This is a genomic window from Bdellovibrio bacteriovorus (assembly GCF_001592735.1).
Classification (GTDB): Bacteria; Bdellovibrionota; Bdellovibrionia; order Bdellovibrionales; family Bdellovibrionaceae; genus Bdellovibrio; species Bdellovibrio bacteriovorus_D.
In genome coordinates this window covers 21374-44140 of record NZ_LUKE01000005.1, presented here as the reverse complement: position 1 = coordinate 44140, position 22767 = coordinate 21374, and the positions used below count along the sequence as shown (strand labels likewise).

Below are 22767 nucleotides of genomic sequence, written 5' to 3'. Positions count from 1 at the left end.
AGAAGTGGTGGACAATCGAGGGTTGAAAAGACATAAACCTTCGATATGACTTACAATCCTCGTGATCACTATTTCCGTAAAGCCAAGCAAGAAAACTTCGCGGCTCGTTCCGTTTTTAAGCTTGAAGAGATCGACCAAAAGTTCAAAATCTTTCGTGGCGTAAAAACGGTTTTAGATCTAGGGGCTTCACCCGGCTCCTGGTCTCAATATGCTTCAAAAGTGGTGGGCGATCACGGCCGCGTTTTGGGTGTGGACCTAAGTCCAGTCACGGTGAAACTTAAAAACGCCGTTTTTATCCAAGCAGATTTACGCGATCTCAATTTAGAAGATATTTTTAAGGAGCACGGGTTTCTGCCACCTTTTGATATTGTTATGTCCGACATGGCGCCAAAAACCACGGGCATCCGCATGACCGATCAAGCCCGGTCCATGGAGCTTTGTGAACTGGCGTTGGATGTGGCGCGAAGATTTCTAAAAAAAGACGGGCACTTTGTCTGCAAACTTTTTCATAGCGACGATTTCAGCAAGCTTCGTGATGAAATGAAAAGGGTTTTCCAGAAAGTGGAAGCTGTGAAGCCGGACTCGACCCGCAAGATTTCTAAAGAAATATTCTTGGTGGGAATCACGAAAAAATGATCTCGGCCGTTTTTGAAAATGAACATTTTTTTATTGCTGATAAACCTTCTGGAGTTTTGACGACCCCCAGTCGGTTTGCGGAAGAAGATGGGCGTCGCTGTTTAGGTAAGGAACTGCAAGATCAGTTGGGCTTTCAAATTTACCCCGTACACCGTTTGGATTTTGAGGTCTCAGGGCTTGTTGTCTTCGCCAAGAACGCCGACAGCCATCGCGCGGCCAACGGCTGGTTTGAAAAAAAACAGGTCCATAAGTCCTATCAAGCTCTGACGACATCTCAAAGTTTTGTTCACATACCGGCCGATGTTGAAAACAATCGCGAGGCGATTTCTTTGGTTCCGGGACAAGGGTATGCCTGGGAAAGCCGCCAGCTGCGTGGGAAACGTCGAGCTTATGAAAGTTCACAAGGAAAGCCATGTCTGACTCATGCTCACTTTTTAGGAACAAATCCCGCCGGATTTTTGCAATGGGATTTAGAGCCGGTGACTGGAAGACCGCATCAGCTGCGCTTTGATCTCAGTCGCCACGGGTTTCCGATTGTTGGAGACATTTTGTACGGATCCAGTGTGGAATGCGCGCCGAACACAATCGCGCTTCGCTCTTACCGCATCGATTTTCAGAGTTGTGCGCAAGCCGCAAAATTCGGACTGCCTTCAAAAATTGAAGTCATTGCTCTATAAATCTGCAAAATGTCATGTATGCGCGTTCATATATAATAATGTTGCATGTTAAGCTGCTATCATCCTAAATATTTTCATGAGTCAAACTTCTGTTAAATATCGTCCTGAAGTCGGTGAAGTGATGGATTACATCCGTCATATCTTTAAAGCTCTGCGTGTCTCTTCTAGCCATTTTGAAAAAGAATTGGGATTAAGTGTGGCGCAGATTTTTGTTTTAAAAAAACTAAAAGATGAGCCGGGTCTTTCTATTAATGACCTTGCTCTAAGAACGACAACTCATCAGAGTTCGGTTTCGGTTGTCGTAAAAAAGCTGGAAGAGCAGGGGTTGGTATCTCGCACGGTTTCTGTTGAAGACTCTCGCCGTGTGGTGGTTTCCTTGACGGAAGCGGGTCTTGCGAAACTAGAGACCATCCCGGGTACGATTCAAGAACAAATGCTTGAGACTTTGCAAAATATGAATCCCGAAAAAACAGCCAAACTTGCCGGTCTTATGAAAGAGTTCTGCATGCAGGCAAAGATTGTGGATTCAGAAGTCGCTCCGATGTTTGAGGAAATCAAACCCGGATCTGATATCCGATAGTTTATCGTCCCGAATTGGCGGGCAGACGAACAACCTTGCACCAATCAAGGCGTTTCTTGGTGCCACCATCGTATTCGTAAGCCAATTTGTTCTTTAAAAGAATATCTTTCAAAGAACGACCATCGACTTTCACATCCGCTAAAATACGAAAATACTTATCACGGCGAACATTGTGCAGTTCTACTGTTTTGGCATTTTTTAAAGTCGCGCTGACCAAGTTTTTAGCAATGCGGCCGGCCTCTTTTTCACACTGGTTCTTAGTTTTTACTTCCGGGGTGTCGATTCCGAAAACCCGCACCGAAATATTTTTGCCAATCAAGGGTGGAACATTAGGGATGTTCACGGTGATCGTGTCGCCGTCATAGTTCTTTAAAACCTTCACGCAGCGAAAGGTCTTTTCATCGTGAAGGCATTCCTCAGAAGGTTTTGTCGTCACCGTAAAGTCGGCTTGAGCGGGGGTGGACGGAGAGCAGGCACTTAAAATTCCGGAAGCAGCAATGATAGAGGTTAGAAAAAGATGTGGCTTCATCCTTAAAGCCTAGAATCCCATCCTGGGCCAGGTCAAATTAGTTCGTAAAAAATGAGGCTTGAAGAGATGAAATCCGGGCCTCTGAGCGTATTTTTTTAGCCAATTGACGATCTTTGGTCGCGGCTTTGACCAAAACCCGCTTTACATCCTCGGGGCTCAAAGTTTTTTCGGTGCGCACCATGAGGGCCGCTACGAGTCCCGTCACGCAGGCCGTGGCTTGGGAGGTCCCAGACATAAATCCATATTTACCGCCGGGCAAGCTAGAGTAAACATTCTTGCCGGGGGCAGCGATGTCGACGGATTCAGACCCATAGTTCGAGCTTGCAAGTAAACGTTGGCGCGAATCGGTGGCCGCCACCGAAATAATATTGCTCAAACGATAGCCCGCTGGAAAGTAGCCGACGCGATCGGTATTGCGCCCTTCATTACCGGCCGCGGCGACAAAAACGATTCCCTGTTTTTGCGCATCACGAATGGCAGCTTCCTCCAGCGGGCTCTTTAAATCACCACCGCCCGAATAGTTGATAATATCTGCTTTCATTTTTGTGGCGTACTTAATGGCCTCAATGGACGCCGTTAAATTGTCCTCGCCGGTTTTTAAGGGGTCATAATATTTTAAGACCATAAACTTGATGCGTTTCGAAGGAGCCTTTCTTAAAATAATCCCCGCGATATGAGTACCGTGTCCGTGGTTGTCCTCGATATCGCTATTGTTAGAAGAGAAATTCCATCCGTGGAGTCCGCCAACGGGATTCGTCCAAAGGTGATCTTTTAATAAGGGATGATTCACATCAATTCCGGTGTCGATGATCGCGACCACCACATCTTCTTGTTGTTGTGGTCGCGCCATCGCAGGGAAAAGTAAAATTGCTGAGATAAAAAGTTTCGTTGTGAGTGTCACAGTTTTCATGACATTCACCTAAAGCAACGAGCTTGCCAGCCTGTAGTGCGCGTAATTTTAATTTCGACTGTAAGTTTCGAAAAAGTGCACTGAAATTTCTATGCGCATAGTAAACGAGATCAAATGACCAGAAAATTCTGGTCACCAAAAGCCCTATGACAGTTGTCTAAAGTTTCGACACTTCTCCTCTGAAAGAGAAACATCGCTCTCGACAATCGTGTCGGCCAAGGGTTGGGAAACAGCATAATAATTCAGATTCACCTGAAAGAGCCGCCGCTGCGCTAAATAAGAAGATTGGAAGCGGGTTAGCTGTTCAGAGCAAAAGGTTTCAACTAGTTGTTTTAATTGATCGACCTCTTCTGGGGAAAGAGGGACGAGTAAGCTTTTATAGTATCGATTTTCTTTAGACTGGGGAAAAGCCTGAATGGCTTCCATCAAGCTACCCTCGTGATATTTCATCAAATCAGCACTGCCGATCTGAGAAGGCACGGTGTATTTTCCAAGCGCCGTTTGCCAAACCCGCACGCCCTGGTGCTCATTGGCCGCCGCCAATCCTAATTGTTCCAAAAGCTCCAGGGCTTTTTGCACTTCCATGGGGTCCACCACAAGAATTTCGGACAAAGAAGACACGGAGGTTTGGATATCTTTGAAACCCAAAAGTGTTAGAAGGCGGGAATAAAGCGTGCGGGAATAAAATTCTGCCGATGGATTTATGATTTCTCTTTGTGAGACACTTCTCAGAATCTGCATCAATTTTTCCCCGTAAACTTGCCTTTCTTCAAGCCTTCCTGTCTGTGAGTATTTCAATAGGATTAAAAAATACTCGGCCTCTTTGGAATTCATACGGCAAGCTTTTATGTAGTATTCGGCGAAATTATCGGATATTTTTTTTTTGCCTAACAAGATCATACGGACATAAGAGCGACTTTGGAAACCCAACTCTGAGGCCCATGCCTCATAAGAGAAATTGGGCGCCACGGATTTCCTATACGCGAAATCGTCACGCAAAAAGGTGACGATATCTAAATATTCAAAAACGGATGGTTTTTTCATAGATCCCCCAAAGAATTAGTTCAGAAGATTGTGCCCCCAAAGTCAAAAACTATTAGGTGCTCCACTCGGAGCACTTTGACACCAATGAGGCCGCCATTTGCGGCAGTCTGTAAGTTTTAATATGCCTATGAGCCATAAAGGTTCTTTGGATGGATGGCACACTGCTTGTAGGGAGGTCCGTAATAAACGATGAGAAGATCAGTCCTCCGCCCCTCGCGAGTCTGGTGAGATTCTCCACAAAACCAAGGAGACCAAAATGAAAAAATCAATCAACGCTGCGGTTCTTATGACCCTACTTTCTTTAAGTATCTCGGCTTTTGCAGGCAATGGGCAAATCGGCTCTGCAGATGAAGGCCGTTTTTTATCTAACAAACTAAAATCTTTCCAAGATGTGCGTTGCCAAGTGAACGATAGGTCTGTTGATCTGACTCAAAAGAGCTTTAGTGATGGTGTGGAAGGTAAAGTGGTCGACAAATCGGGATTTTTATTTGTGGGAAATGTCGAGCGGGATGGCGTCACGACGTACTTCCGTATTGCAAGTGTGGGACAGTACCCCTCTTATCATGTGAACGAGCCAGGACCGGATATGAATAAGGATAAGTTTTGGCCGGGGGTGACCATCGTTACTTACCAAAAAGGACTGTTTGATCCTATGAAAAATTTCACGCGAGCTACCGGAGGCTTAGATACAGGTGTGGAGTTTTTTACGCTGGGTAAAGGAGCCATTCATATCAATTGTGAAGCTCGTTACGGTCTGGGACAAAGAAAGTAAAGTTGTGCTAAGGACCGATAGAATGGCCTTGCCTGCGCGGGTAAGGCCATTTTTTTGTGGATTATGCCACGCGCTTGATACCGGGTTTAGAGGCCAGAGAATACTTGTTTCGTCCAGTTTGTTTGGACTCATATAAAGCTTCATCGGCGCGTTTGTACCAGTTATCGGGTGATTCACCGGGGGAGTATTGAGCAATACCCATAGAAACGGTGAAGCGAATCGTTTGGTTTTCATGAACGAAGGCTTCCTTGCGGATGCGAGCCATGGCCTCGTCAGCCATTTTTGTTGCCGCTTCGACGTTACATCCCGGAAGGATGACCCCGAATTCTTCACCACCTAGGCGGGCAATAAAGTCTTCTTCGCGTGAAAAGCTTTCCTGTAATAAGCGCACGCATTCTTTTAAGACGAAGTCGCCAAAATCATGGCCATAGTTGTCGTTGATCTTTTTAAAGAAGTCGATATCTAAAATAATCAACGTCATCGGTTCTTTATCGATGTCTTGCAATTGCAAGTAACGGCGGACTTGTTCATCATAGCTGCGACGATTGTGGGCGCCGGTCATGTGATCGCGCCGGGCCGTTTGATTGGCTTCCATCAGTTGTTTTTTCACCGTCGTCAGATTCTTTTTGATAGATTCCATGCGTTTTGAACGACGATCATTTTTCGTCGTTTGGTGCTTTAAATAGAAGTTGATGAACTCACGAGATTTTGCACGCAAGTCTTCAATCGAATTTGATTCTACGGCTTCACGTAAGCCCTCAAGGCTTTGGTTGATGTCCGCTTGGGAAGAGTCTTCGGCGTGCGCCTCTTCGCTTAAGTGGTCGGCAAAGTCCCAGATGATGCGCTTAAAATCATCAAAGGTGTTTTGCACGTAAGAGTATTCATCAATGCGATAGCTTGAAATAAACTGACGGATGCGGAACATCGTTTTTTCGGCTTCTTCAGGATTGGCTTGTACTAGCTCTTTAGCAAAAGTATCAAGCTTAGCGCGCACTTTGCGCACGGAATGATTCTGGATTTCAAAAAGATGCTTATTATAGACGTCTAAAATATACAGCAACGTCGCACGATCTTCGGTTAAGACCGGCGTATTAGGTTTCTTGGCTGTGCCATCTTCTGAATTTGGGTGAGCTCCACCCCAGTCCATATCGAATTGGTCGACAAGCTTTTTCATCCACGTTTTCAAGGAACTACCTCCGCTGAATCGAGGCTCTCACAGAGCACATGTCCTCATCGGAATGTGAGGCGGGAGGATGAAGTAAATCAGACCGAAATTAATAGAACGTCCTGTCTCACTTTAAGACTTCTTTGGGGCAAAGAAGAATTTGCCCCAAAGTGTATATCTTAGTTACAGGACCTTTTTATTACATAGTTTGCAGTTTTCCCAAAGCTTGATCTAGATTTTTAAAAACCAAAGTCAAAGCCTCTTCGTAAGCTTTAGTGATATCACTGCTCATCAAACGTCCACCCGGAGTTTTCATTTCATAGCAGCTAGTGGCGTCGGAACTTAATTTCGCTTTTTTAGGGATCAATAAAGCGCCATTGATTTTAACACAGCCTTCTTGGAATTTTTCGGTGGCATAATCTTGCACCGTGATCGTCAAAGCATTGTTGCTTAATCCAGTCACCGCAATACCCGTGCGAGTTAAAGCACGGCTCGTGGCGCGTTCCACTTCGGCTTGTAATTCCAAGCTTTGTTCTTTCACGGAAGCACTGCGGGCATCTACGATTTGCAAATTGATGTCTCTTTTGGGCAGAGCACTTAATGCCGGCACTTCGATTTTTTCAGGATCGATTTTAGGCACATCACGAATGGTGTTGGTACTGGCACACGCGGACAAAAGAGAAGCCGAAGCTACGACAAGAAGACCTACATAAAGAGTTCTCATAAATATCCTTTCTAAAGGTTCTTAATAAAAATGCCACCTCTTGGAAGAGATGGCATCACAAAAGTTCTACGACGTGCTGCTAAGAGTTAGTGGGAAGCACCCGCATGAATGGATTGATGGAAATCAATTTCTAGTGAGATTTCGGCATTCAGAACTTTAGACACCGGGCAATTGGCTTTAGCGTCTTCGGCAATGGCACGAAAGGTTTTTTCGTCAATATCTGGAACTTGGGCGCGCAATTTCAAACGTGAAGATCCGATCTTGAAACCTTCGCCGTCTTTACCGATTGTGACGGTTGCAGAGGTTTCCAGCTTATCAGCTGTAAATCCTTTTTTACCCAAAGCTCCCGCTAACGCCATGGTAAAACAGCCCGCATGGGCGGCGGCAATAAGTTCTTCGGGATTAGTACCCGGTGTATCGCCGAATCGTGTGGCAAAAGAATACGGATGGTTTTTTAGAACCCCGCTGTCTGATGAAAGTTGACCGCGGCCATTCTTAATATCACCTTCCCATAATGCACTGGCTTTTCTGTCCATAAGGACCTCCTTAAAAGGGCAGTCTAAAAACTTGCGCCCAAGATGGCAAAGCTTCGTTAAAATACAGATTTTTAGTCATGCTGATCGACAAAGAATAGGCAAACGCGGGGAAGTTCTTTATGATAAATCCATGAGCTTGGATAAATTCTTTGCAGATTTAATCATTCGCGTCGAAAACTCCGAAGAGATTTCTAACGCCGGTAAGGACAAAGACGGTTTTTATAAACCCACACGCACGATTTTATTACGCCATTTGCAATTACTTAAAGATCTGCACGCCAAGCCCCTAGCCAAACAAATGGTGATCGCTTCATGGAAAGAAGTGGTGGAGCTTGTGCCACCCGAATGGCTCGTCATGGAAGCTGCGGAACGGGAAGAGTTTAAAAGGATTTTAAGTTGAGGCAAAATGCTCCCCAAAAAGTCATGGTCGTGGGTAACGTCGCTGCCGGAAAAACGCGCTTAAGCCGCCGTTTAGCCACCCTGTGGGATCTGCCCCTGATGCATATTGATAGTGTTCAATTTTTGCCAGGAATGAAGATTCGCGCCTTGCCGGAAATTCGCACGGCGATTAAAGCGATTGAAAACCAAGAGCGTTGGTTGATTGATGGTTATGGCCCTTTGGACATGCTGGAAAATCGTTTTAAACTTGCCGATCGCATTATCTTTATCGATTTCCCTTTATGGCGCCATCAGTGGTGGCTGGTAAAAAGACAAATCAAGAACTTATGGTCACGCCGGCCTGAGTTGCCACCTGAATGCGATGAACGAAACTGGGAACACACGCAAAAGATGTTTAAGGTTTTAAAAAGCGCGCATAAACAAATGCGACCGGAACTGTTGCGCATCTTTGCTAGGGAAGAATTTAAAAGCAAGGTCTTGATAGTAAAAACCCTGCGGGATTGGCGCAGGGTTTATAAAACAGGATCGTTTTAGTTTTATTCTTGTTCGTCAGTGACTTTAAACACCGGACTGATCACTTGGGACTGCGAGTCTTCTAAAAGCACATCACGCACCGAACGATTTTGTGGCATGTACACCACTAAACTTTCCGCGCCATAACCCTTCGTCAAAGACACTTGCACTTTTTCTTGCGCCTTTAGGGTGACAGCCTCTGGAATATTCACATATCCTTGAGCTTGCGCGTGCACGGAAATCTTTTTCCATTGGGTGGATTGCTTTTCTAGATAGTCGTCATACTCATTAATTCCCGCATCTTGATGCGTGGTTGAAATCTTAAGACTTAATTCGCCACCGTCTGACAGCGCAAGTTTAGAAATATTCGCCTCGATGATGGCAAGAGTTGAGTTATCAACCGCCAACATGCCCCGCGTGTCTTGAACCGCGGCCGTGTAGTCTTCTTTTAGTTTGGGATCTTCTTTGACCGCGGCTTCAAATTGCTTACGCAACTGACGGGCTTTAGTTCCATCTAAAAGAAGGCTGATAAATTGATCGCCATCAAGGCCCGGAAGGCTCGACATCGGCAAGCCCGCGATTTCTTGATCAGTGATATTGTCGTTATTAGAATCGATCTGCACGTTCACTTCACAAGAATGCCATGTGGTCATGCCCTCATAAAGTTTCACGGCGATTTGCAAGATACGGGTGCCGTCTTTTTCCACGATACGGTAACCCGCTGATTGCATATCGCAATTGCGATTCGGGAACCAGTCCGGTTTGTTGTTAGGTTTGCGATTATCAACCCCCAACAAATTAAAGATATAAGCATCCCCCGAATTCACCCCTTTGTTTTCCAAGGTTAACTCCGTCGTACTGCCAGAGCTGTCGACTTCCGAAGTCGCCGCAACAACTAAAGAGGTGGCTTTAACTTGCGAAATTTGACGAACAATCGCAAGGGCAGGGATTTGCAAAGCTAAGTCTTCACCATCACGCAGCTGCAAGAACCCATCAAGCTCTTCTGTTTGCGCGGTCATCAGAGAGCCTGTTAAAGCGGCCTTGATTAGAACCGTTTTTTCTTCTCCGGCGGCAAGCGAGATTGCCGGTACCGAAACTTTTAAAGCCTTGGATCCCTTCCATGTCGGCGTTAAAGAAACTGCTTTAGCAGAGATGTTTTTAACTTTAAGATTCATACTTAAAGTTTTTTGTTTTTCTAAATCCGTGATCCCAAATGACAAAGTCGAAGGCGTCGTCACGACGGTGGCGTTAAAGGAACTAAATACCTGCACGCGTCCCGCACCCTGGCGGCTCACGGAGTAAGTATTTCCTTTGGCATCAGCGATCACTTTTCCGTGACCTAAAAGGACGGATTTTAACTCTAAGCCACTTAAGCTAGGAAATTTTTGTTTCAACAACGCCATGACGCCCGCAATATGGGGGCCGGCCATGGAAGTTCCCGAAAGCGCGGCGCCCTTATCGCCCATACCCATATCTGCCGAGATGATGTTTGTACCGGGTGCCGCAATTTCAGGCTTAATCATGCCATCTTCAGAGCGGGGACCGCGCGATGAGAAATCAGAAATGGTATCGATCAACCAAGGTTTTTCCACTTTGTCGGTCGTTTTTAAGTTCACCGAAACTGGACTGCGGGCCATCTCTTCACGGATTTTAATGCCATCTTTGCGAGAGATCATCACTCCTGGAATATTAAAAGTGGCGTCTCCACCCATCACAAAAAGGACCGGGGTGTCGCTGTTATTCATCACGACCACGGCGATGGCGCCAGCTTCTTGAGCCCGTTTTATTTTATCGGCGAAGGACACTTTGCCACGTTCAATAAAGGCGACTTTGCCAGCAAGTTGTTGCTTTAATTCAGGGGCGAGTTCTGCATCGGCAAACCCGATATCTACAAGTTCGCCTTGAAGGCTTTCAAGCGTTGACAATGACTTAGTGATAGCAGCTTCAGAAAATTCAGCCTTTAACTTCTGCTCACCAAACATAAAGGTCGCGGCCGGAAAGAAAACATTCTGATCCATGTTGTCGATGCTAGAGGCCACCGAAATAGCTTCATCGGAAATACTCGGTGCGCCGACGATATAACCTTTATCACCTTCGTTACCGGCGGAAGCCACCACGACGGTCCCGCCGCGCACGGTGTTTTTAATCGCTGTGGCATACATGATATGTGGATTGCCGTAACCACCGCCTAGCGAAAGGTTCACGACGTCTAATTGATCTTCGTATTTTAAATCTCCTGAAGGATTGACCGCGTACTCAAGGGCGGCAATAACCACCTCGTCACTGGTTGTTCCCCCGGCGCCAAAAACCTTGATCGCGTAAAGGACGGCGTCGGGAGCCACGCCACTATAAGTGTTTACACCATCACCAATACCCGCAACGGTTCCGGCCACGTGAGTGCCGTGACCTGATTCATCAATCGGGTTGCTATCTGGAACAGGAATACGTTCTGCAGGATTGTTTGATGATGTGTTAAATTTAGATCCGGCTAAATCAATACCACCGACTACTTTTTTATTCGGGAACGCCGGTGTAGCGGCCGAAGGGTCGATCGCTTTGAACGCTTCTTCTGTACCTTCTCCGCCCAACATTTTGTGGGTGTAGTCGATCCCGGTATCGATGATACCTACCTTCATACCTTGGCCGCGGATCCCATTCGCGTGGGCTTTATCCGCACCGATAAAGTTGACAGAGGTCTTTTTACCGACGGGGGTAAAAGCTTTAACTTCGGCCAAAGTAGATCTGCGGAAATGCCCGGAACGCTCGGTCATAGTGACATTCGGAATCGAAGTGATTTTTTCTAAGGTGTCGGCGGGGGCCCAGATTGCAATGCCGTTTAAAACGGATTTATAGCGGATCAAAACGCGGATTTCAGACGAGATGCCTTTAAGCTCTTCGATCGTGGCTTCTTGTTCGGCTTCGATGTTTGCTAAAAGCTCCGGATCGATAACCAGTTTGCCATCAACGCGCTTTGCAGTTTCCAGAAGTGCTGGGTTTTTGAGGCGAAGGATCGTGACAAAGGGCTCTGCAACTTCAGAACGGGTGGTGTACAATCCATCTTTAAGTTCAGGACCTGTCAGAAGATGAAGGCTTGTTTGATCCGTACAAGCAGTTAACATCACGGTAAAAAGTACACCGCTCACCGCGGTCTTTTTGCTTAAGAAATTCGCCAAAAGATTCAAACAGCACCCCCGAAGGATAAAACGACACCGGCATTTTGGCCGATGGACCCAGATATCCAAAATCTATGCCGAACGATTTTGGGACCTTGATGGCCCCTTTTAGAGACAGTTGTTGACGGAGTCACGAGTATTTATTATCTTTTTTGAATTAGGCCCATTTAAAGGCCGCATTCACCCAAAGGAGGACATTATGATTGTAACTAAAGTCACACAGAGCCTTCTTTGCGGTTCTTCAATCTAAATCGATCCTGATAAATCGTTAAAAGCCAGGCTCTTTAAAATTCATGGAAAGTCAGTCCCCTAGCATTTGGGGCTTCGTTCACTTCATAAATTTTTAGGAGTTCACCAATGTCGTTCAACGACAATGATTTTTTATCCCGTCAAGGATGGGATGAGTTTTTTGAAAGTATATTTAAAGATCCATTTTTATCAACCCTAACCCCGGCGCGTGTTATTGGCGAAGAGCGCGAACTTTATCGCTTACAAACACAGCCGGATCAATCTTTCTGGGGAGCGATCACCGGAAAACTGCAACACCGTGCGCGCGGACGAGCCGATTACCCGGCCGTCGGGGATTGGGTTTTAATCGATCACCCCCCGGGGGCCGATCGTGCGGTGATTCATGCCGTGTGCCCGCGAAAAACCGTGATGCAAAGGCAGCAAGTTGCCTCCACCGCGGCTGATGTGCAAATCATCGCTAGCAACATCGACACCATTTTTATTGCGACATCGCTCAATGATGATTTCAATGTTCGGCGTTTGCATCGTTATATGACGGTGGCTTTTTCTTCAGGGGCAAGGCCGGTGATTTTATTAACCAAAGCCGACTTGTTATCAGATGGCGGAGCTTCGGTGATCACCGAGGTTCACGCCGAGTTCCCGGGAACCGGGGTGTATACACTCTCGATGAATGATTTTGCTCAAGCTCGGTTTTTTGAAAAGTATCTGGGCCCGGGACAAACGGTGGTGGTCGTGGGCTCGTCGGGTGTAGGTAAGTCCACCTTGGTGAATTATCTTATTGGTCACGAGGTTTTAAAAACCCAAGGTATTCGAGAAGACGATAGCAAAGGACGACACACGACAACTTCACGCGGACTTTTTCCGACTCGATTTGAAGGTTGGATTATTGACACGCCAGGGATGCGCGAGCTTTCCATGGTGGATCATGAAGAGGGTTTGCATGCGCAGTTTTCTGAAATCGAAGAGCTGATTGGACAATGTCGTTTTTCAGATTGTCAGCATCACGGCGAACCCGGCTGCGCCATTCAACGTGGCCTAGACGAAGGACTCATCAGTCCCGACAGATGGGCCAGTTATTTAAAGCTTGCCGCTGAGATTCGACATGCGCTTCGTAAACAAGATCGCAGCCTGTATGCCGAAGATCGCAAGCTATGGAAGAAGCTGACTCTTGCTGGCCGAGCTCGAGGTGAAAATAAAAGACGGATAAAATAGATGGCAGAATTTAATAATTGTTTTACTCTTAAAGGGATGAAGAATTCTTTTAAGATGACCTTCCTCGCCGTGATCATCGGCGGGGGAGCTTTGCTCATGTACTCTGTTTATCGCACGCAAAATGTGGTGCCCCACCTTTTAGAAAAGATATTTTCTGAGGATGTGAACGATAAGTTTCACGCCTATGCCACGAAAGTCAGCGGCAAACAGAGCTTGCATGTCGCTCGATTAAATCGCATGGAAATTTATGAACGCACATCGAAAGCCAAAGCTTTCGGTTTTTCTTTGCCAGACGTCATTGTCAGCATCACTTTTCCGGTGGAATACAATTACAATGTCAGTCTTACAGCGGGTTGGAAGTTTGAAAAACGTGATGGGATGCTTATGGTTTATGCGCCAGAGTTGTCGGGGCAAACACCTGCGGTGAATGTCAGTGAAATGAAATTTGAAATTAAAAAAGGCAGCTTTATCAGAGACGAAAATCAAGTTCGTGAAAGACTGCAAAAAGAACTTACGGGTTTTTTATCTGAAAACTCTATCGCGTTACGTGAACAAGTGCGCACCGAAGCACGGTTGTCGATTGAACAATTCGTTCGTGGATGGGTGGCATCCCAAGTGACAGAGAATACCACCGCTTTACCTATTAAAGTCTTATTCCCTGGTGAAAACGCCGACGCGCCTCCGTCAGGCACTCCTTAAAGACTAGCTCCATCATAATGGTGAACCGGAAATTTCGTCACATCCAGTCCATCTAAGCAGCGGGCATTGATCGAACGCATTTTAGTTCCGTCTGGCATTGAGCCCGCACCAAAAGCACTGACGCCACAATTTGAACAAAAATGATGATGAATATTCTTTTTTCCGAATTGATAGTCTGAAAGAGTTTCCGTGGAGGTGAGCATTTTGAATTGGCTGTCTGGCACAAACGTCAAAAGGTGCCCCTTTTTACCGCAGATAGAGCAATTACACGCTAAAAGATTTTCGATGTTGGCTTCGACTTCAAAACGAAGTTTCTGACAATGACAACCGCCGGTATATTTCATGAGTGACTCCTTAGTAGTTAATAATATCTGATGCTAATCGAAGGTCTTTGTTCTGTTCAAGAAAATACGAGGTATCCTAACTTGCGCTTCATCTTAAACGGGTTTACTTTATAAGCTCTGATCGTCTGAAAAGAGATGCCCTATGAGTTCTATTACTTCTTCTGCCAATACCCAAATGTCTAAAGGTCTTACTCTTCTGCTGGGAACAGCGGTGGGTCTTATCGTTGCCAATCTTTATTATGCCCAACCGATCGTGGCGCTGATTGCGGGATCACTAGAAATAAATCCGGCCTTAGCTGGAATGATCCTCATGCTGACCCAAATTGGATATGGGGTCGGGGTTCTATTTTTAGTGCCGCTGGGGGATATTGTTGAAAATAAAAAGCTGATATTTTCTTTGATCGGCTTATTGATTGTGTCTTTGCTGGCCTTGGCTTTCGTTACGCAAAGTGTTCCGTATTTTATCGCGGCCTTTGTTTTGGGTTTAGGGGCTTCAGCCGTGCAGATCATTGTTCCTTATGCGGCTCACTTAACTCCGGAAGCGAGCCGTGGCCGGGTGGTCGGAAGTTTGATGAGCGGCCTTATGTTGGGCATCATGCTTTCGCGTCCCATCGCAAGTTTTTTAACAGATATGTTTTCATGGCACGCGGTTTTCTTTCTTTCTGCCGCTTTGATGTTAGTGTTGTCGTTGGTTCTGATGAAATTTCTTCCGCAAAGGAAACCGAACCACCTGGGAATTGGTTATCTCGATTTGCTAGGGTCCATGGTGCAACTTGTTTTGCGTACACCGGTTTTGCGCCGCCGTGGGCTCTATCAAGCTTTTATGTTTGGGGCTTTCAGTCTTTTCTGGACGACAACTCCTATCTTGTTAGCGGGTCCAGAATATCATCTTTCACAAACTCAAATCGCCCTTTTTGCTTTAGCGGGTGTGGCGGGGGCCATCGTTGCTCCGTTAGCAGGGCGAGCCGCTGATTTAGGGATGAGTCGGCAGGGAACGGCCGTTGCGATGTTTTCAGCGATTGCTGCCTTTTTGATGACTCATATTTTTGCGCCAGGTTCGATGATGTCTTTGGTGTTCTTAGTTTTATCGGCCATTTTATTAGATGCCGGCATTACCGCGAACTTAGTTTTAGGTCAGCGCGCGATCTTTTCATTGCGAGCCAAGTATCGCAGTCGCTTAAATGGGCTTTATATCGCGATGATCTTTGTCGGCGGTGCGGCGGGTTCTTTTTTGGGAGCCTGGGCTTACGCCAAAGGCGGCTGGGCTTTGACATCCGTCGTGGGAATGGCGATGCCCGCCCTGGCACTGTTAGCTTTTGCCACTGAGTGGATCACGGGCTTTCACCAAAAAAGAAAACCCGCGCGCGCTTAACTAATCAATACTGATCACGATCTTTCCGATGCTGGTCCCATTTTCAATCATTTGATGGGCTTGGCGAATGTGTCCTGGCGTAAGACCTTTTAAGACGGTATTTCCGGTGGACTGAATTTTACGTGAGTCCACTAAGTGGGCGACGGTTTTTAGGATATGGCCTTGGGTTTCCATTTTATATCCGTGCGAACTTTTCGCGAACATGAACTCCCAGTGCACCGAAAGCGATTTTGATTTGAAAGCCGCGATATCTAAAACTTTCGGGTCATCAATAAGAACAAAATGACCGAAAGGTTTTAGGATTCCCGGAATTTGCGTCAAATAATCGGCAGAATGCGTGGTGCCGAAAATAATATCCACGTATTTGATATCTAATTTCGCAAGTTCAGTGGCAAGATTTTGGCGGTGATCGATCACATGATCTGCGCCCCATTTTTCACACCATGCTTTTGTTTCTGGACGCGAGGCTGTCGCGATCACTTTGGCTTTGGTTTCTGACTTTAAAAGTTGCACGGCAATCGATCCAACGCCGCCAGCTCCACCAATTACAAGGACTTTTGTTTCAGGGGTGTATTCAAAGCGTCTTTCTAATAAAGCTTCCCAAGCGGTCAGTGAGGTCAATGGCAGTGCGGCGGATTCGATAAAACTTAAGCTGTGCGGTTTTTTAGCGATGATACGATGATCCACCGCTTGGAATTCGGCATAACTGCCGTCGCGATTTAAATCTCCGGCATAATAAACCTCGTCGCCCTTGGCAAAGCCATGAACGTCAGTACCCAGGTCTTCAATCACTCCGGCGGCATCCCAGCCTAAAATAACATATTCGCCTGAAGCATTACGATTTTGGCGTATCTTGATATCGACAGGATTGATCGCCAGGGCTTTTACTTTGACTAAGACATCATGGGGCTTAAGTTTTGGCACGGGGATTTGAATTTCAGAAATTTCAAAGTCAGCCAACGTGTGCGCTTTTTTATATCCCAATGCTTTCATGAAAACCTCGATAGAAAAATTTTTTAAGAAAGGTTTTTACGCCTCCCTTGAAAGTTATCTTCTACATCATGGGTTTAGCAAAGAATTCTTCTTTGGTAATTGTCGGCACTCTGGGGTCGCTGAATGAAATCAACAACTTATAAGAAATAGCTCATTTTTCTTTACAATAGTTTCCTAGTAAACTAATATGATGTCTAGGAGATACCCGGTGCCGCCAGCTAAAGAGGTCAGTCATTTAAAGGAACATTTAGGGTACTGGATGCGCATGGTTTCCAACGGTGTTTCGCACACCTTTGCTCGAAAGCTTGAATCCAAAGGGGTGACGGTGGCTGAATGGGTTATCTTGCGGGAGATGTTTGAAAATCAAGATACTACGACTCCAAGTACTGTTGCCGAATTGACCGGACTCACTCGGGGAGCTGTCTCAAAATTGATCACGCGTCTTTTAGATAAGGATTTAGTCAGCCGCAAAGAATCGTCGGATGACCGGCGCTATCAAGACATCAAGCTGACTGGCAAGGGTAAAAATCTTGTGCCTCAGTTGGCCAAGATTGCTGATGAAAATGACCAATCCTTTTTTTCGATTTTGACAAAATCAGAACGTGATCAATTAAAAGTTCTATTAATGAAAATGGCGGGTCACGAAAAAATTAAAGCCCTGCCGATTGATTAAATAAAAGGAGCCTGTAATGACAAGCCCACAAGAGGCTATTCAAAATGCCTATCAGCGCGCGATGGAAATAAAACCTAAAGTCGGCGGCTATCCCTACCTCGCTGAATGTCTAAGGCAGGCCGGAGTTCAAAAGTACACGTACAATCTTCCTTCGTGTCAAAGTATCTATATCACCGATAAAGGAAATGTCGTCAGCCAAGGGGAGCTTCTAGTCAAAGGCATGGCCGATGTGCCTGCATTTGATAAAAATGCATTTATTAATATTTTGCGCATCAGCCAAAACGGGGATAGCACCTTCCCTGAATTTATCAAATCTACTTGGGAATCAGGTGTTGTGAGCTATGTCGCGGATCTTATCAATCGCAAGGTCACTTATTATGGAGCGTTGGGTGAATCTTACGTTGAAGATTTTCCGGCGGTGAAGATTTCTTAAGACACAAACAAAAAGCCCGGATCGAAACCCGGGCTTTGTGTTTTATTTAACTTTAAGCAGGTACTCTTCCAACTTATCAAAGGACCCGGTCCATCCTTGAGTCATGCCGGCTCTTTCTTTAACGAATGTCGCGATCTCTGCCGGAGTGGCCTCGCCAAAGATTTCCCATGTCACGGTGACGCGTGTTTCGGTGGGACTTTCTTCTGCTAGTTGTACCGTGGTCAGCATCGTTTCAGGCCACGTCGGCGCCATGGGGTGGCGAGAGATATTTTCATCTTTGTCGGCGAACTGTTGCGTGTACACGATGCGATCCGCAGACACCTCTAAGTATTTAGCGGTTCCATACATATCGACACCTTGACCGTTTGTCATAAAATAAAATGTCGATGCGCCCGGTTTGATATCTGAACGCAAAAACTCCATTTTAAAACCTGTGGGGGCCAGCCATTGTGAGAAGTGTTTGGGGTTCGTCCACATTTCGCGCATCAAATTGATCGGCGCTTCAAAGACGCGATTGATGACGAAGTTTTCTTTTCCAGAAGCTTCTTTTTCTAAGTATTCTGCCAAACGATCCCAAGTGGAATTGCCACTGGCTTGCTTGATGAACTTTTTGGTTTCAGCGGCGGCTTCGGCTGTGGCTAAGGCCATGGTCATTTCCATTTTAGTTTTATTTTTTCCGATTTCCGTGAAATCAACGGTCACACGAAAAAGGGGAGGGCGATCATCATTGCCACCATGATCGTAAACCAGCCGTGAGTATTTTTCGACCTCGTGATAAATCGTTTTGTTTTCCCAGTTCGTGCCGTCAGGTCCGTGCATTGTGTAAGCCCAATGCCCACCGGGTTTTAGGTCTTTACTGTGTGTGGTGATGGTGAAACCACGTGGGCCCCACCACAGTGCTACTTTTTTGGGGTCTGTCCATGCATCCCATACCAGCTTTACCGGAGCATCATAGATTCGGTTGATATAGATTTCGTTGGGTTTATTTTTTGTTGCCATGTTTTTTTCCTTTGGTTTTCTTTTTTGCTGTGACGGTTTTTAAATAAGCATCAAGTCGATCAAAACTTTCTTCCCAGAATTGTCGGTATTGTTCCATCCAGTCAGTGGCATCCTTAAGGGGAGCGCCATTGAGTTTGCAGGGTCGCCACTGCGCCTCGCGCGTCTTGGTGACCAGGCCGCATTTTTCTAAAACTTTGAGGTGCTTGGTGATCGCGGGCAAACTCATGTCTTTTAGAAAAGGTTCTGCTAAATCGGAAACACTGGCTTCCCCTTGAGATAATCGGGCCAAGATCGCCCGACGGGTAGGATCCGCCAAGGCAGAGAATGTCTGGCTTAAATGATCTCGCATCGGGCACCTCCAAAATCCATTTTATATTTAACTTATCAGTTAATTAACTAGTAAGTTAAATATAAACCATCTTTAAGCGGCACGTCAAGGGGCCGTATAACTACTGGAAAGCAGGGGGGAATTGCTGATATTCAAGGCAGGCGCGGGAAAGAAGCCCAAAGAACCCTCAGGTTCAAAGCTTGGAGCGCGCGTATTTGCTTAAGGGCTAAGCAAGGGGGGATTTTCGGCAAAAAAAATCAATAAATTCTAAAAAATCCGTAAGAAATCGTATTGACAATAAGGTCCGGTTACTACAAATTAGCACTTCCTAAACGGACAGTGGTTCGCTAGCTCAGCTGGTAGAGCACTTCACTTTTAATGAAGGGGTCGATGGTTCGAATCCATCGCGAGCCACCATTTTCTGTTTCGGACCTAAACGTTCCCATCGTCTAGGGGCCTAGGACACCTCCCTTTCACGGAGGATACAGGGGTTCAAATCCCCTTGGGAACGCCAATTTTGTGAAAAATAAAAACCCTGTATCGAAAGATGCGGGGTTTTTTGTTTTTGCCCTAATTTAGCGCGATATTGTCCCAAATTGCGGTTATAAAATAAGGCGATGAAAAATATCATAGAGAGTACCACAGGTGTCGTGCACGTTTTCCTGGCTAAAAAAGATGGAACTGAATGTCCATTTGTTCCTCTAACGGAAGATACTTTATTCGCTAGAGACTTTTTTGCTTACGCCGGAATGGCTCAAGACTTCGATTCAGCTAAAGAACTATTTATCGAAAGTCAGAATTATTTGGAGTCGCCCACGATTTATGGATCTCTAGTGAGTCAGGGGATCCTTGCGTACTGCCGTCCTTTTAAACCCGGAAATAGTCGAAGTATTAGGAAGTTAAATCCTGATGATATTTTTAAAGAGCCGGCGGTAAAGGATGTTCACAACGAGATACAGGTTTTTCGAGATAAGCTTTATGCTCATGCGGATAAGAGTCCATACAGAGCCATTCTTCTCAATATAGCTCTAGAACCTAATTCATCTTCAAAAGCTGTTTTAGATATATATCGCGGCATGACGATGACAATCGGGTTAGAGCCGGCATTAGTTAACAACTTTGTATATACAACAAATATTGCAATTGATTGGATAAATACAACTCTAGATTCTGAACATTTAAAATTGCGCGAACATATAAGTAAAATGGATTTAGAAAGCCTGTATCGTGATGCTATTGATCCAACTACATTTGATCATTCCGTAGTAAAACATTTTTTGGATTACCCGTGGGCGAAATAGAGACTGAGCTCGGCACAGCTTTTGTAAACCGTTCGATATACTGGCAGCGCTGGCAAAGGTTTTCGACCAGCTTTTTTTTGCGGAAGCCTTCTAGCAAGGCTTGCGAACGCGGGCTTGCTAAAATATCGACGATATCTTGATCTTGAATATTTCCCAGCGGGATCGCACCTTCTTTATCTAGACAACAAGGGACGACAGTTCCGTCCACTAAAATTCCGAAATGGGAAGTCAGGCCGTAACAGCTGCCTTTGGTTCCTAGGATCGGCAAGTCCACCGACGGCCAAATAAATTCCGTGTCAAAGTGAAGATACAGACGGTTTTTTAAATGCACACTTTTTTTCAGGCGCACGTCGATCATGGTATCTATATCAAACTCAAAGCGCTCGCTGATTCGGCGAAGCATGTCTTGATTGCGGCTTGAAGCTCCGCGGACTTCTTGTAGATTCCACAAGCGGTAATTGATGTAAAGATCTGGACGCTGAAGCATCGCTTTTTCGGTGTAGGCAAAAACTTTTTCCAGATACGCGGTGGGATCGCGATCGGGATAATTGTCATGAAAGCTGTGCAAAGAAAAGTTCACCTGGCGAAAGGCGGGACTTAGTAAAAGCTCGGCCTGTTTTTCGCGTAAAAGAACGGCGTTCGTCACAAAGAAAATTTTAACGTCGTGCTTTTCGCAAGTTCGCACAAAGTCAGCAAGCTCGGGGTGAACCAAGGGATCACCCATCAAATGAAAGCAAACTTGTTCGGTTAATGGGGCTACTTGTTGGATGATTCGTTCAAACAGATCCAAAGGCATAATTTTCTTAGAACGCACGACCTCGGGGCAAAAGCTGCATTGAAGGTTGCAGATATTGCTGATTTCGATATTGATCTTTTGAAAACGTTTTGCCATGGGCGGAATCTAGCACCGTTATTCTTAAAGATCGAGCAATTCAGACTCCCAAGACACTAACTCTGTGCGTAGTTACAAGGCCGTTTCAAAAGTTTCATACTAAATCTATGAAATCGATGATTATAGGGTTCATTTTTTTATTAAGCCCAGCCATGGCGTGCCGCGGTCTGATCTTATGGGCCTGTCTTTACGATCTGATAGTCGGCGATTGAAAAAATCACGTCCCTAGCTTAGGCTGGGGGCATGAAAAGATTTTTAGTTCTACCAATTCTATTTTTTCTTGCAGCGTGCAATTCTAAAGCGCCCGCGCCAGCACACACGACCCTTCCGTCGCCAGCGGCACCGGTGACGATTGCGCCTAATTTGTCTGTGCTTGAAATCGAAAAAGGGGTTTTCGTTGTCAGTCACGAATTCCCGATTGCGCAAGCAAACTCGATGGTCGTGGATATTTCCCCTAAAGATTTGTTAATCATCGATGCGCCGTGGACATCCGCTTCAACACGCGATCTTTTAAAATGGGCCAAAGATACATTTGGTGACAGAAAAATCACGGCCATCAATACGCATTCACATATGGATCGCGTTGCGGGAAACGATGTGTTTTTAGCTGAAGGGGCCGACGTTTATAGTTCAGACCTGACCATAAAATATGTCAAAAAAAGCAAACCGACGGAGTTAAAATCATTGGCGTCGCGCGTGTCAGATCCCGCAATTAAAGCAGAGTTTGCAAAAATGAAAATCCGCGAAGCCAATCATTCTTTTCCTTTGAAAGAAGGCAAGACCTTAAGCTTTGGCGAAAAAAAGGCTGAAATCTTTTACCCAGGCCATGGCCACACCAAAGACAACGTGGTTGTTTATCTTCCGGATTATAAAATTCTTTACGGCGGTTGTTTTATCGTGGGCTTGCCAAAGCTTGGATATATCAAAGAGGCCGACTTAAAAGAATGGCCAAAGGCACTTGATAAGATGTCGCGCTTTGACGCCAAGTGGGTGATTCCGGGGCATGGCACTAGTTATTCGCCGGACTTAATTGAACATACAAAAAAATTAGTAAAGTGAGCAAAACTTTGTGTCTGGGCAAATTTAGTTACAGTACTTTGACTTCATTAAATCTCTGTACTTAGCATCGTAAATCAACGGAGGTTTTATGAAGAAAGTAATTATCGGTTCTCTGCTTTTTGCATCATCACTCGCACTTGCAGCCAAGTCGGCGGATATGGCTTCTAAATTTGTTCCCAACAGCAAAGTTGTCCACGAAACTTCAAAAGAAGTAAAAATGCAAACTGATCATGGCAGCCTTATTGATATCGAGTTCGGTATGGACGGGGCCTTCAATGAAGCTTCAGGAACAAACGTCGATAAAGACGTCTTTAATCCACCGGATAAAATGCTGACCTTAAAAGATGCGGTGGCGGCAGCGAAAAAAGCCGGCAAAAACCCTGTAGGCAAGTGGTCTCTAGAAAAAGGGACATTAACGGGTTGGGCTTACGAATTCCAAGGTTTTGAAAACGGTAAAGAAATGGAATACGTGATCGACGCGAAATCCGGAGAACTGAAAAAGGCCAAAAAAGATTAGTTTTTAAAAGATATCGTGAATTCGATTTCGGTCGCAGG

Annotated in this window: 26 protein-coding genes and 2 tRNA genes; 16 read left to right on the top strand and 12 right to left on the bottom strand. The window is 45.6% G+C overall.

What is annotated here, in order from left to right; all coding sequences use genetic code 11:
• The first annotated feature begins 45 nt into the window (after positions 1–45).
• The 3 genes from AZI86_RS16350 to AZI86_RS16340 all read left to right on the top strand — a co-directional run bounded on the left by AZI86_RS16350 (position 46) and on the right by AZI86_RS16340 (position 1893).
• Positions 46–636 carry an RlmE family RNA methyltransferase gene (locus AZI86_RS16350; RefSeq protein WP_061836367.1) on the top strand — a complete coding sequence of 197 codons (591 nt, stop codon included), beginning with the start codon at positions 46–48 and terminating at the stop codon, positions 634–636.
• Positions 633–1313 (top strand): pseudouridine synthase, encoded by a 681-nt coding sequence (locus tag AZI86_RS16345; protein WP_061836366.1) that lies wholly within the window; start codon positions 633–635, stop codon positions 1311–1313. Before AZI86_RS16350 ends, AZI86_RS16345 begins: the two co-directional genes overlap by 4 nt.
• Positions 1314–1389: 76 nt before the next feature.
• Complete coding sequence (locus tag AZI86_RS16340; RefSeq protein ID WP_253715991.1) at positions 1390–1893, top strand: MarR family winged helix-turn-helix transcriptional regulator; 504 nt, start codon at positions 1390–1392, stop codon at positions 1891–1893.
• A gap of 1 nt (position 1894) precedes the next feature.
• Here AZI86_RS16340 and AZI86_RS16335 read toward each other — a convergent pair whose 3' ends face one another.
• From AZI86_RS16335 to AZI86_RS16325, 3 genes are all read right to left on the bottom strand, one after another.
• Positions 1895–2422: a thermonuclease family protein gene (locus tag AZI86_RS16335; protein ID WP_061836365.1), complete on the bottom strand. Its 528-nt coding sequence runs from the start codon at positions 2420–2422 to the stop codon at positions 1895–1897.
• A gap of 37 nt (positions 2423–2459) precedes the next feature.
• Complete coding sequence (locus tag AZI86_RS16330; RefSeq protein ID WP_061836364.1) at positions 2460–3332, bottom strand: S8 family peptidase; 873 nt, start codon at positions 3330–3332, stop codon at positions 2460–2462.
• 144 nt (positions 3333–3476) lie between these two features.
• The gene (locus AZI86_RS16325) at positions 3477–4376 is read right to left on the bottom strand and encodes a TIGR02147 family protein (protein WP_061836363.1); all 900 of its coding nucleotides are present in this window, start codon (positions 4374–4376) and stop codon (positions 3477–3479) included.
• A 256-nt stretch (positions 4377–4632) separates the two neighbouring features.
• Between AZI86_RS16325 and AZI86_RS16320 the strand changes: the two genes are divergently transcribed.
• Positions 4633–5148, top strand: a complete 516-nt coding sequence (locus AZI86_RS16320) for a hypothetical protein (protein ID WP_061836362.1) — start codon at positions 4633–4635, stop codon at positions 5146–5148.
• Positions 5149–5209: 61 nt separating this feature from the next.
• On the opposite strand, the gene AZI86_RS16315 is transcribed toward AZI86_RS16320, so the two are convergent.
• The 3 genes from AZI86_RS16315 to AZI86_RS16305 all read right to left on the bottom strand — a co-directional run bounded on the left by AZI86_RS16315 (position 5210) and on the right by AZI86_RS16305 (position 7573).
• Positions 5210–6334: a GGDEF domain-containing protein gene (locus AZI86_RS16315; protein ID WP_061836361.1), complete on the bottom strand. Its 1125-nt coding sequence runs from the start codon at positions 6332–6334 to the stop codon at positions 5210–5212.
• A 178-nt stretch (positions 6335–6512) separates the two neighbouring features.
• Positions 6513–7037 (bottom strand): hypothetical protein, encoded by a 525-nt coding sequence (locus tag AZI86_RS16310; RefSeq protein WP_061836360.1) that lies wholly within the window; start codon positions 7035–7037, stop codon positions 6513–6515.
• A gap of 86 nt (positions 7038–7123) precedes the next feature.
• Positions 7124–7573: an OsmC family protein gene (locus AZI86_RS16305; RefSeq protein ID WP_061836359.1), complete on the bottom strand. Its 450-nt coding sequence runs from the start codon at positions 7571–7573 to the stop codon at positions 7124–7126.
• A gap of 130 nt (positions 7574–7703) precedes the next feature.
• On the opposite strand from AZI86_RS16305, the gene AZI86_RS16300 reads away from it, so the two are divergent.
• Both AZI86_RS16300 and AZI86_RS16295 read left to right on the top strand, forming a co-directional pair.
• Positions 7704–7973: a hypothetical protein gene (locus AZI86_RS16300; RefSeq protein WP_061836358.1), complete on the top strand. Its 270-nt coding sequence runs from the start codon at positions 7704–7706 to the stop codon at positions 7971–7973.
• On the top strand, positions 7970–8506 hold the full coding sequence (locus tag AZI86_RS16295; RefSeq protein ID WP_061836357.1) for a hypothetical protein: 537 nt from the start codon (positions 7970–7972) through the stop codon (positions 8504–8506). Before AZI86_RS16300 ends, AZI86_RS16295 begins: the two co-directional genes overlap by 4 nt.
• A gap of 2 nt (positions 8507–8508) precedes the next feature.
• On the opposite strand, the gene AZI86_RS16290 is transcribed toward AZI86_RS16295, so the two are convergent.
• Positions 8509–11667, bottom strand: a complete 3159-nt coding sequence (locus AZI86_RS16290; RefSeq protein ID WP_061836356.1) for a S8 family serine peptidase — start codon at positions 11665–11667, stop codon at positions 8509–8511.
• A 348-nt stretch (positions 11668–12015) separates the two neighbouring features.
• On the opposite strand from AZI86_RS16290, the gene rsgA reads away from it, so the two are divergent.
• Entirely contained in the window at positions 12016–13119 is a 1104-nt protein-coding gene (rsgA, locus tag AZI86_RS16285; RefSeq protein WP_061836355.1) for a ribosome small subunit-dependent GTPase A, read from the top strand.
• Positions 13120–13818, top strand: coding sequence for a hypothetical protein (locus AZI86_RS16280; RefSeq protein WP_061836354.1), 699 nt, complete (start codon positions 13120–13122; stop codon positions 13816–13818). It begins immediately after the preceding gene.
• On the opposite strand, the gene AZI86_RS16275 is transcribed toward AZI86_RS16280, so the two are convergent.
• A complete protein-coding gene (locus AZI86_RS16275) occupies positions 13815–14162 on the bottom strand; it encodes a GFA family protein (RefSeq protein ID WP_061836353.1) in 348 nt (115 codons plus the stop codon). The genes AZI86_RS16280 and AZI86_RS16275 overlap by 4 nt on opposite strands.
• Before the next feature lie 142 nt (positions 14163–14304).
• Here AZI86_RS16275 and AZI86_RS16270 point away from each other — a divergent pair, with 142 nt between their 5' ends.
• Positions 14305–15534, top strand: coding sequence for an MFS transporter (locus AZI86_RS16270; protein ID WP_061836352.1), 1230 nt, complete (start codon positions 14305–14307; stop codon positions 15532–15534).
• On the opposite strand, the gene AZI86_RS16265 is transcribed toward AZI86_RS16270, so the two are convergent.
• Entirely contained in the window at positions 15535–16527 is a 993-nt protein-coding gene (locus AZI86_RS16265; RefSeq protein WP_061836351.1) for a zinc-binding alcohol dehydrogenase family protein, read from the bottom strand.
• A gap of 190 nt (positions 16528–16717) precedes the next feature.
• Here AZI86_RS16265 and AZI86_RS16260 point away from each other — a divergent pair, with 190 nt between their 5' ends.
• Positions 16718–17200 (top strand): MarR family winged helix-turn-helix transcriptional regulator, encoded by a 483-nt coding sequence (locus AZI86_RS16260; protein WP_061836350.1) that lies wholly within the window; start codon positions 16718–16720, stop codon positions 17198–17200.
• Positions 17201–17216: 16 nt separating this feature from the next.
• A complete protein-coding gene (locus AZI86_RS16255; RefSeq protein WP_061836349.1) occupies positions 17217–17633 on the top strand; it encodes a DUF1398 domain-containing protein in 417 nt (138 codons plus the stop codon).
• 42 nt (positions 17634–17675) lie between these two features.
• On the opposite strand, the gene AZI86_RS16250 is transcribed toward AZI86_RS16255, so the two are convergent.
• Positions 17676–18632: an SRPBCC family protein gene (locus tag AZI86_RS16250; RefSeq protein ID WP_061836348.1), complete on the bottom strand. Its 957-nt coding sequence runs from the start codon at positions 18630–18632 to the stop codon at positions 17676–17678.
• Positions 18616–18981: an ArsR/SmtB family transcription factor gene (locus AZI86_RS16245; protein WP_061836347.1), complete on the bottom strand. Its 366-nt coding sequence runs from the start codon at positions 18979–18981 to the stop codon at positions 18616–18618. The genes AZI86_RS16250 and AZI86_RS16245 overlap by 17 nt, the downstream gene beginning before the upstream one ends.
• A 320-nt stretch (positions 18982–19301) precedes the next feature.
• On the opposite strand from AZI86_RS16245, the gene AZI86_RS16240 reads away from it, so the two are divergent.
• From AZI86_RS16240 to AZI86_RS16230, 3 genes are all read left to right on the top strand, one after another.
• A tRNA-Lys gene (locus AZI86_RS16240) sits at positions 19302–19377 on the top strand.
• 21 nt (positions 19378–19398) lie between these two features.
• Positions 19399–19474, top strand: a tRNA-Glu gene (locus AZI86_RS16235).
• A gap of 103 nt (positions 19475–19577) precedes the next feature.
• Positions 19578–20261 (top strand): hypothetical protein, encoded by a 684-nt coding sequence (locus AZI86_RS16230; RefSeq protein ID WP_061836346.1) that lies wholly within the window; start codon positions 19578–19580, stop codon positions 20259–20261.
• Here AZI86_RS16230 and AZI86_RS16225 read toward each other — a convergent pair.
• A complete protein-coding gene (locus AZI86_RS16225; RefSeq protein ID WP_061836345.1) occupies positions 20206–21153 on the bottom strand; it encodes a radical SAM/SPASM domain-containing protein in 948 nt (315 codons plus the stop codon). The genes AZI86_RS16230 and AZI86_RS16225 overlap by 56 nt on opposite strands.
• A gap of 243 nt (positions 21154–21396) precedes the next feature.
• Between AZI86_RS16225 and AZI86_RS16220 the strand changes: the two genes are divergently transcribed.
• Both AZI86_RS16220 and AZI86_RS16215 read left to right on the top strand, forming a co-directional pair.
• The gene (locus tag AZI86_RS16220; protein WP_061836344.1) at positions 21397–22212 is read left to right on the top strand and encodes an MBL fold metallo-hydrolase; all 816 of its coding nucleotides are present in this window, start codon (positions 21397–21399) and stop codon (positions 22210–22212) included.
• An 88-nt stretch (positions 22213–22300) separates the two neighbouring features.
• Positions 22301–22729: a PepSY domain-containing protein gene (locus AZI86_RS16215; protein ID WP_061836343.1), complete on the top strand. Its 429-nt coding sequence runs from the start codon at positions 22301–22303 to the stop codon at positions 22727–22729.
• Positions 22730–22767: the final 38 nt, after the last annotated feature.

What these genes read in the sequence shown, in the direction of transcription:
- AZI86_RS16350 (WP_061836367.1), top strand. Translation starts at nt 46, where the DNA reads ATGACTTACAATCCTCGTGATCACTATTTCCGTAAAGCCAAGCAAGAA.
- AZI86_RS16345 (WP_061836366.1), top strand. Translation starts at nt 633, where the DNA reads ATGATCTCGGCCGTTTTTGAAAATGAACATTTTTTTATTGCTGATAAA.
- AZI86_RS16340 (WP_253715991.1), top strand. Translation starts at nt 1,390, where the DNA reads ATGAGTCAAACTTCTGTTAAATATCGTCCTGAAGTCGGTGAAGTGATG.
- AZI86_RS16335 (WP_061836365.1), bottom strand. Translation starts at nt 2,422, where the DNA reads ATGAAGCCACATCTTTTTCTAACCTCTATCATTGCTGCTTCCGGAATT.
- AZI86_RS16330 (WP_061836364.1), bottom strand. Translation starts at nt 3,332, where the DNA reads ATGAAAACTGTGACACTCACAACGAAACTTTTTATCTCAGCAATTTTA.
- AZI86_RS16325 (WP_061836363.1), bottom strand. Translation starts at nt 4,376, where the DNA reads ATGAAAAAACCATCCGTTTTTGAATATTTAGATATCGTCACCTTTTTG.
- AZI86_RS16320 (WP_061836362.1), top strand. Translation starts at nt 4,633, where the DNA reads ATGAAAAAATCAATCAACGCTGCGGTTCTTATGACCCTACTTTCTTTA.
- AZI86_RS16310 (WP_061836360.1), bottom strand. Translation starts at nt 7,037, where the DNA reads ATGAGAACTCTTTATGTAGGTCTTCTTGTCGTAGCTTCGGCTTCTCTT.
- AZI86_RS16305 (WP_061836359.1), bottom strand. Translation starts at nt 7,573, where the DNA reads ATGGACAGAAAAGCCAGTGCATTATGGGAAGGTGATATTAAGAATGGC.
- AZI86_RS16300 (WP_061836358.1), top strand. Translation starts at nt 7,704, where the DNA reads ATGAGCTTGGATAAATTCTTTGCAGATTTAATCATTCGCGTCGAAAAC.
- rsgA (WP_061836355.1), top strand. Translation starts at nt 12,016, where the DNA reads ATGTCGTTCAACGACAATGATTTTTTATCCCGTCAAGGATGGGATGAG.
- AZI86_RS16280 (WP_061836354.1), top strand. Translation starts at nt 13,120, where the DNA reads ATGGCAGAATTTAATAATTGTTTTACTCTTAAAGGGATGAAGAATTCT.
- AZI86_RS16275 (WP_061836353.1), bottom strand. Translation starts at nt 14,162, where the DNA reads ATGAAATATACCGGCGGTTGTCATTGTCAGAAACTTCGTTTTGAAGTC.
- AZI86_RS16270 (WP_061836352.1), top strand. Translation starts at nt 14,305, where the DNA reads ATGAGTTCTATTACTTCTTCTGCCAATACCCAAATGTCTAAAGGTCTT.
- AZI86_RS16265 (WP_061836351.1), bottom strand. Translation starts at nt 16,527, where the DNA reads ATGAAAGCATTGGGATATAAAAAAGCGCACACGTTGGCTGACTTTGAA.
- AZI86_RS16260 (WP_061836350.1), top strand. Translation starts at nt 16,718, where the DNA reads ATGTCTAGGAGATACCCGGTGCCGCCAGCTAAAGAGGTCAGTCATTTA.
- AZI86_RS16255 (WP_061836349.1), top strand. Translation starts at nt 17,217, where the DNA reads ATGACAAGCCCACAAGAGGCTATTCAAAATGCCTATCAGCGCGCGATG.
- AZI86_RS16250 (WP_061836348.1), bottom strand. Translation starts at nt 18,632, where the DNA reads ATGGCAACAAAAAATAAACCCAACGAAATCTATATCAACCGAATCTAT.
- AZI86_RS16245 (WP_061836347.1), bottom strand. Translation starts at nt 18,981, where the DNA reads ATGCGAGATCATTTAAGCCAGACATTCTCTGCCTTGGCGGATCCTACC.
- AZI86_RS16230 (WP_061836346.1), top strand. Translation starts at nt 19,578, where the DNA reads ATGAAAAATATCATAGAGAGTACCACAGGTGTCGTGCACGTTTTCCTG.
- AZI86_RS16225 (WP_061836345.1), bottom strand. Translation starts at nt 21,153, where the DNA reads ATGGCAAAACGTTTTCAAAAGATCAATATCGAAATCAGCAATATCTGC.
- AZI86_RS16220 (WP_061836344.1), top strand. Translation starts at nt 21,397, where the DNA reads ATGAAAAGATTTTTAGTTCTACCAATTCTATTTTTTCTTGCAGCGTGC.
- AZI86_RS16215 (WP_061836343.1), top strand. Translation starts at nt 22,301, where the DNA reads ATGAAGAAAGTAATTATCGGTTCTCTGCTTTTTGCATCATCACTCGCA.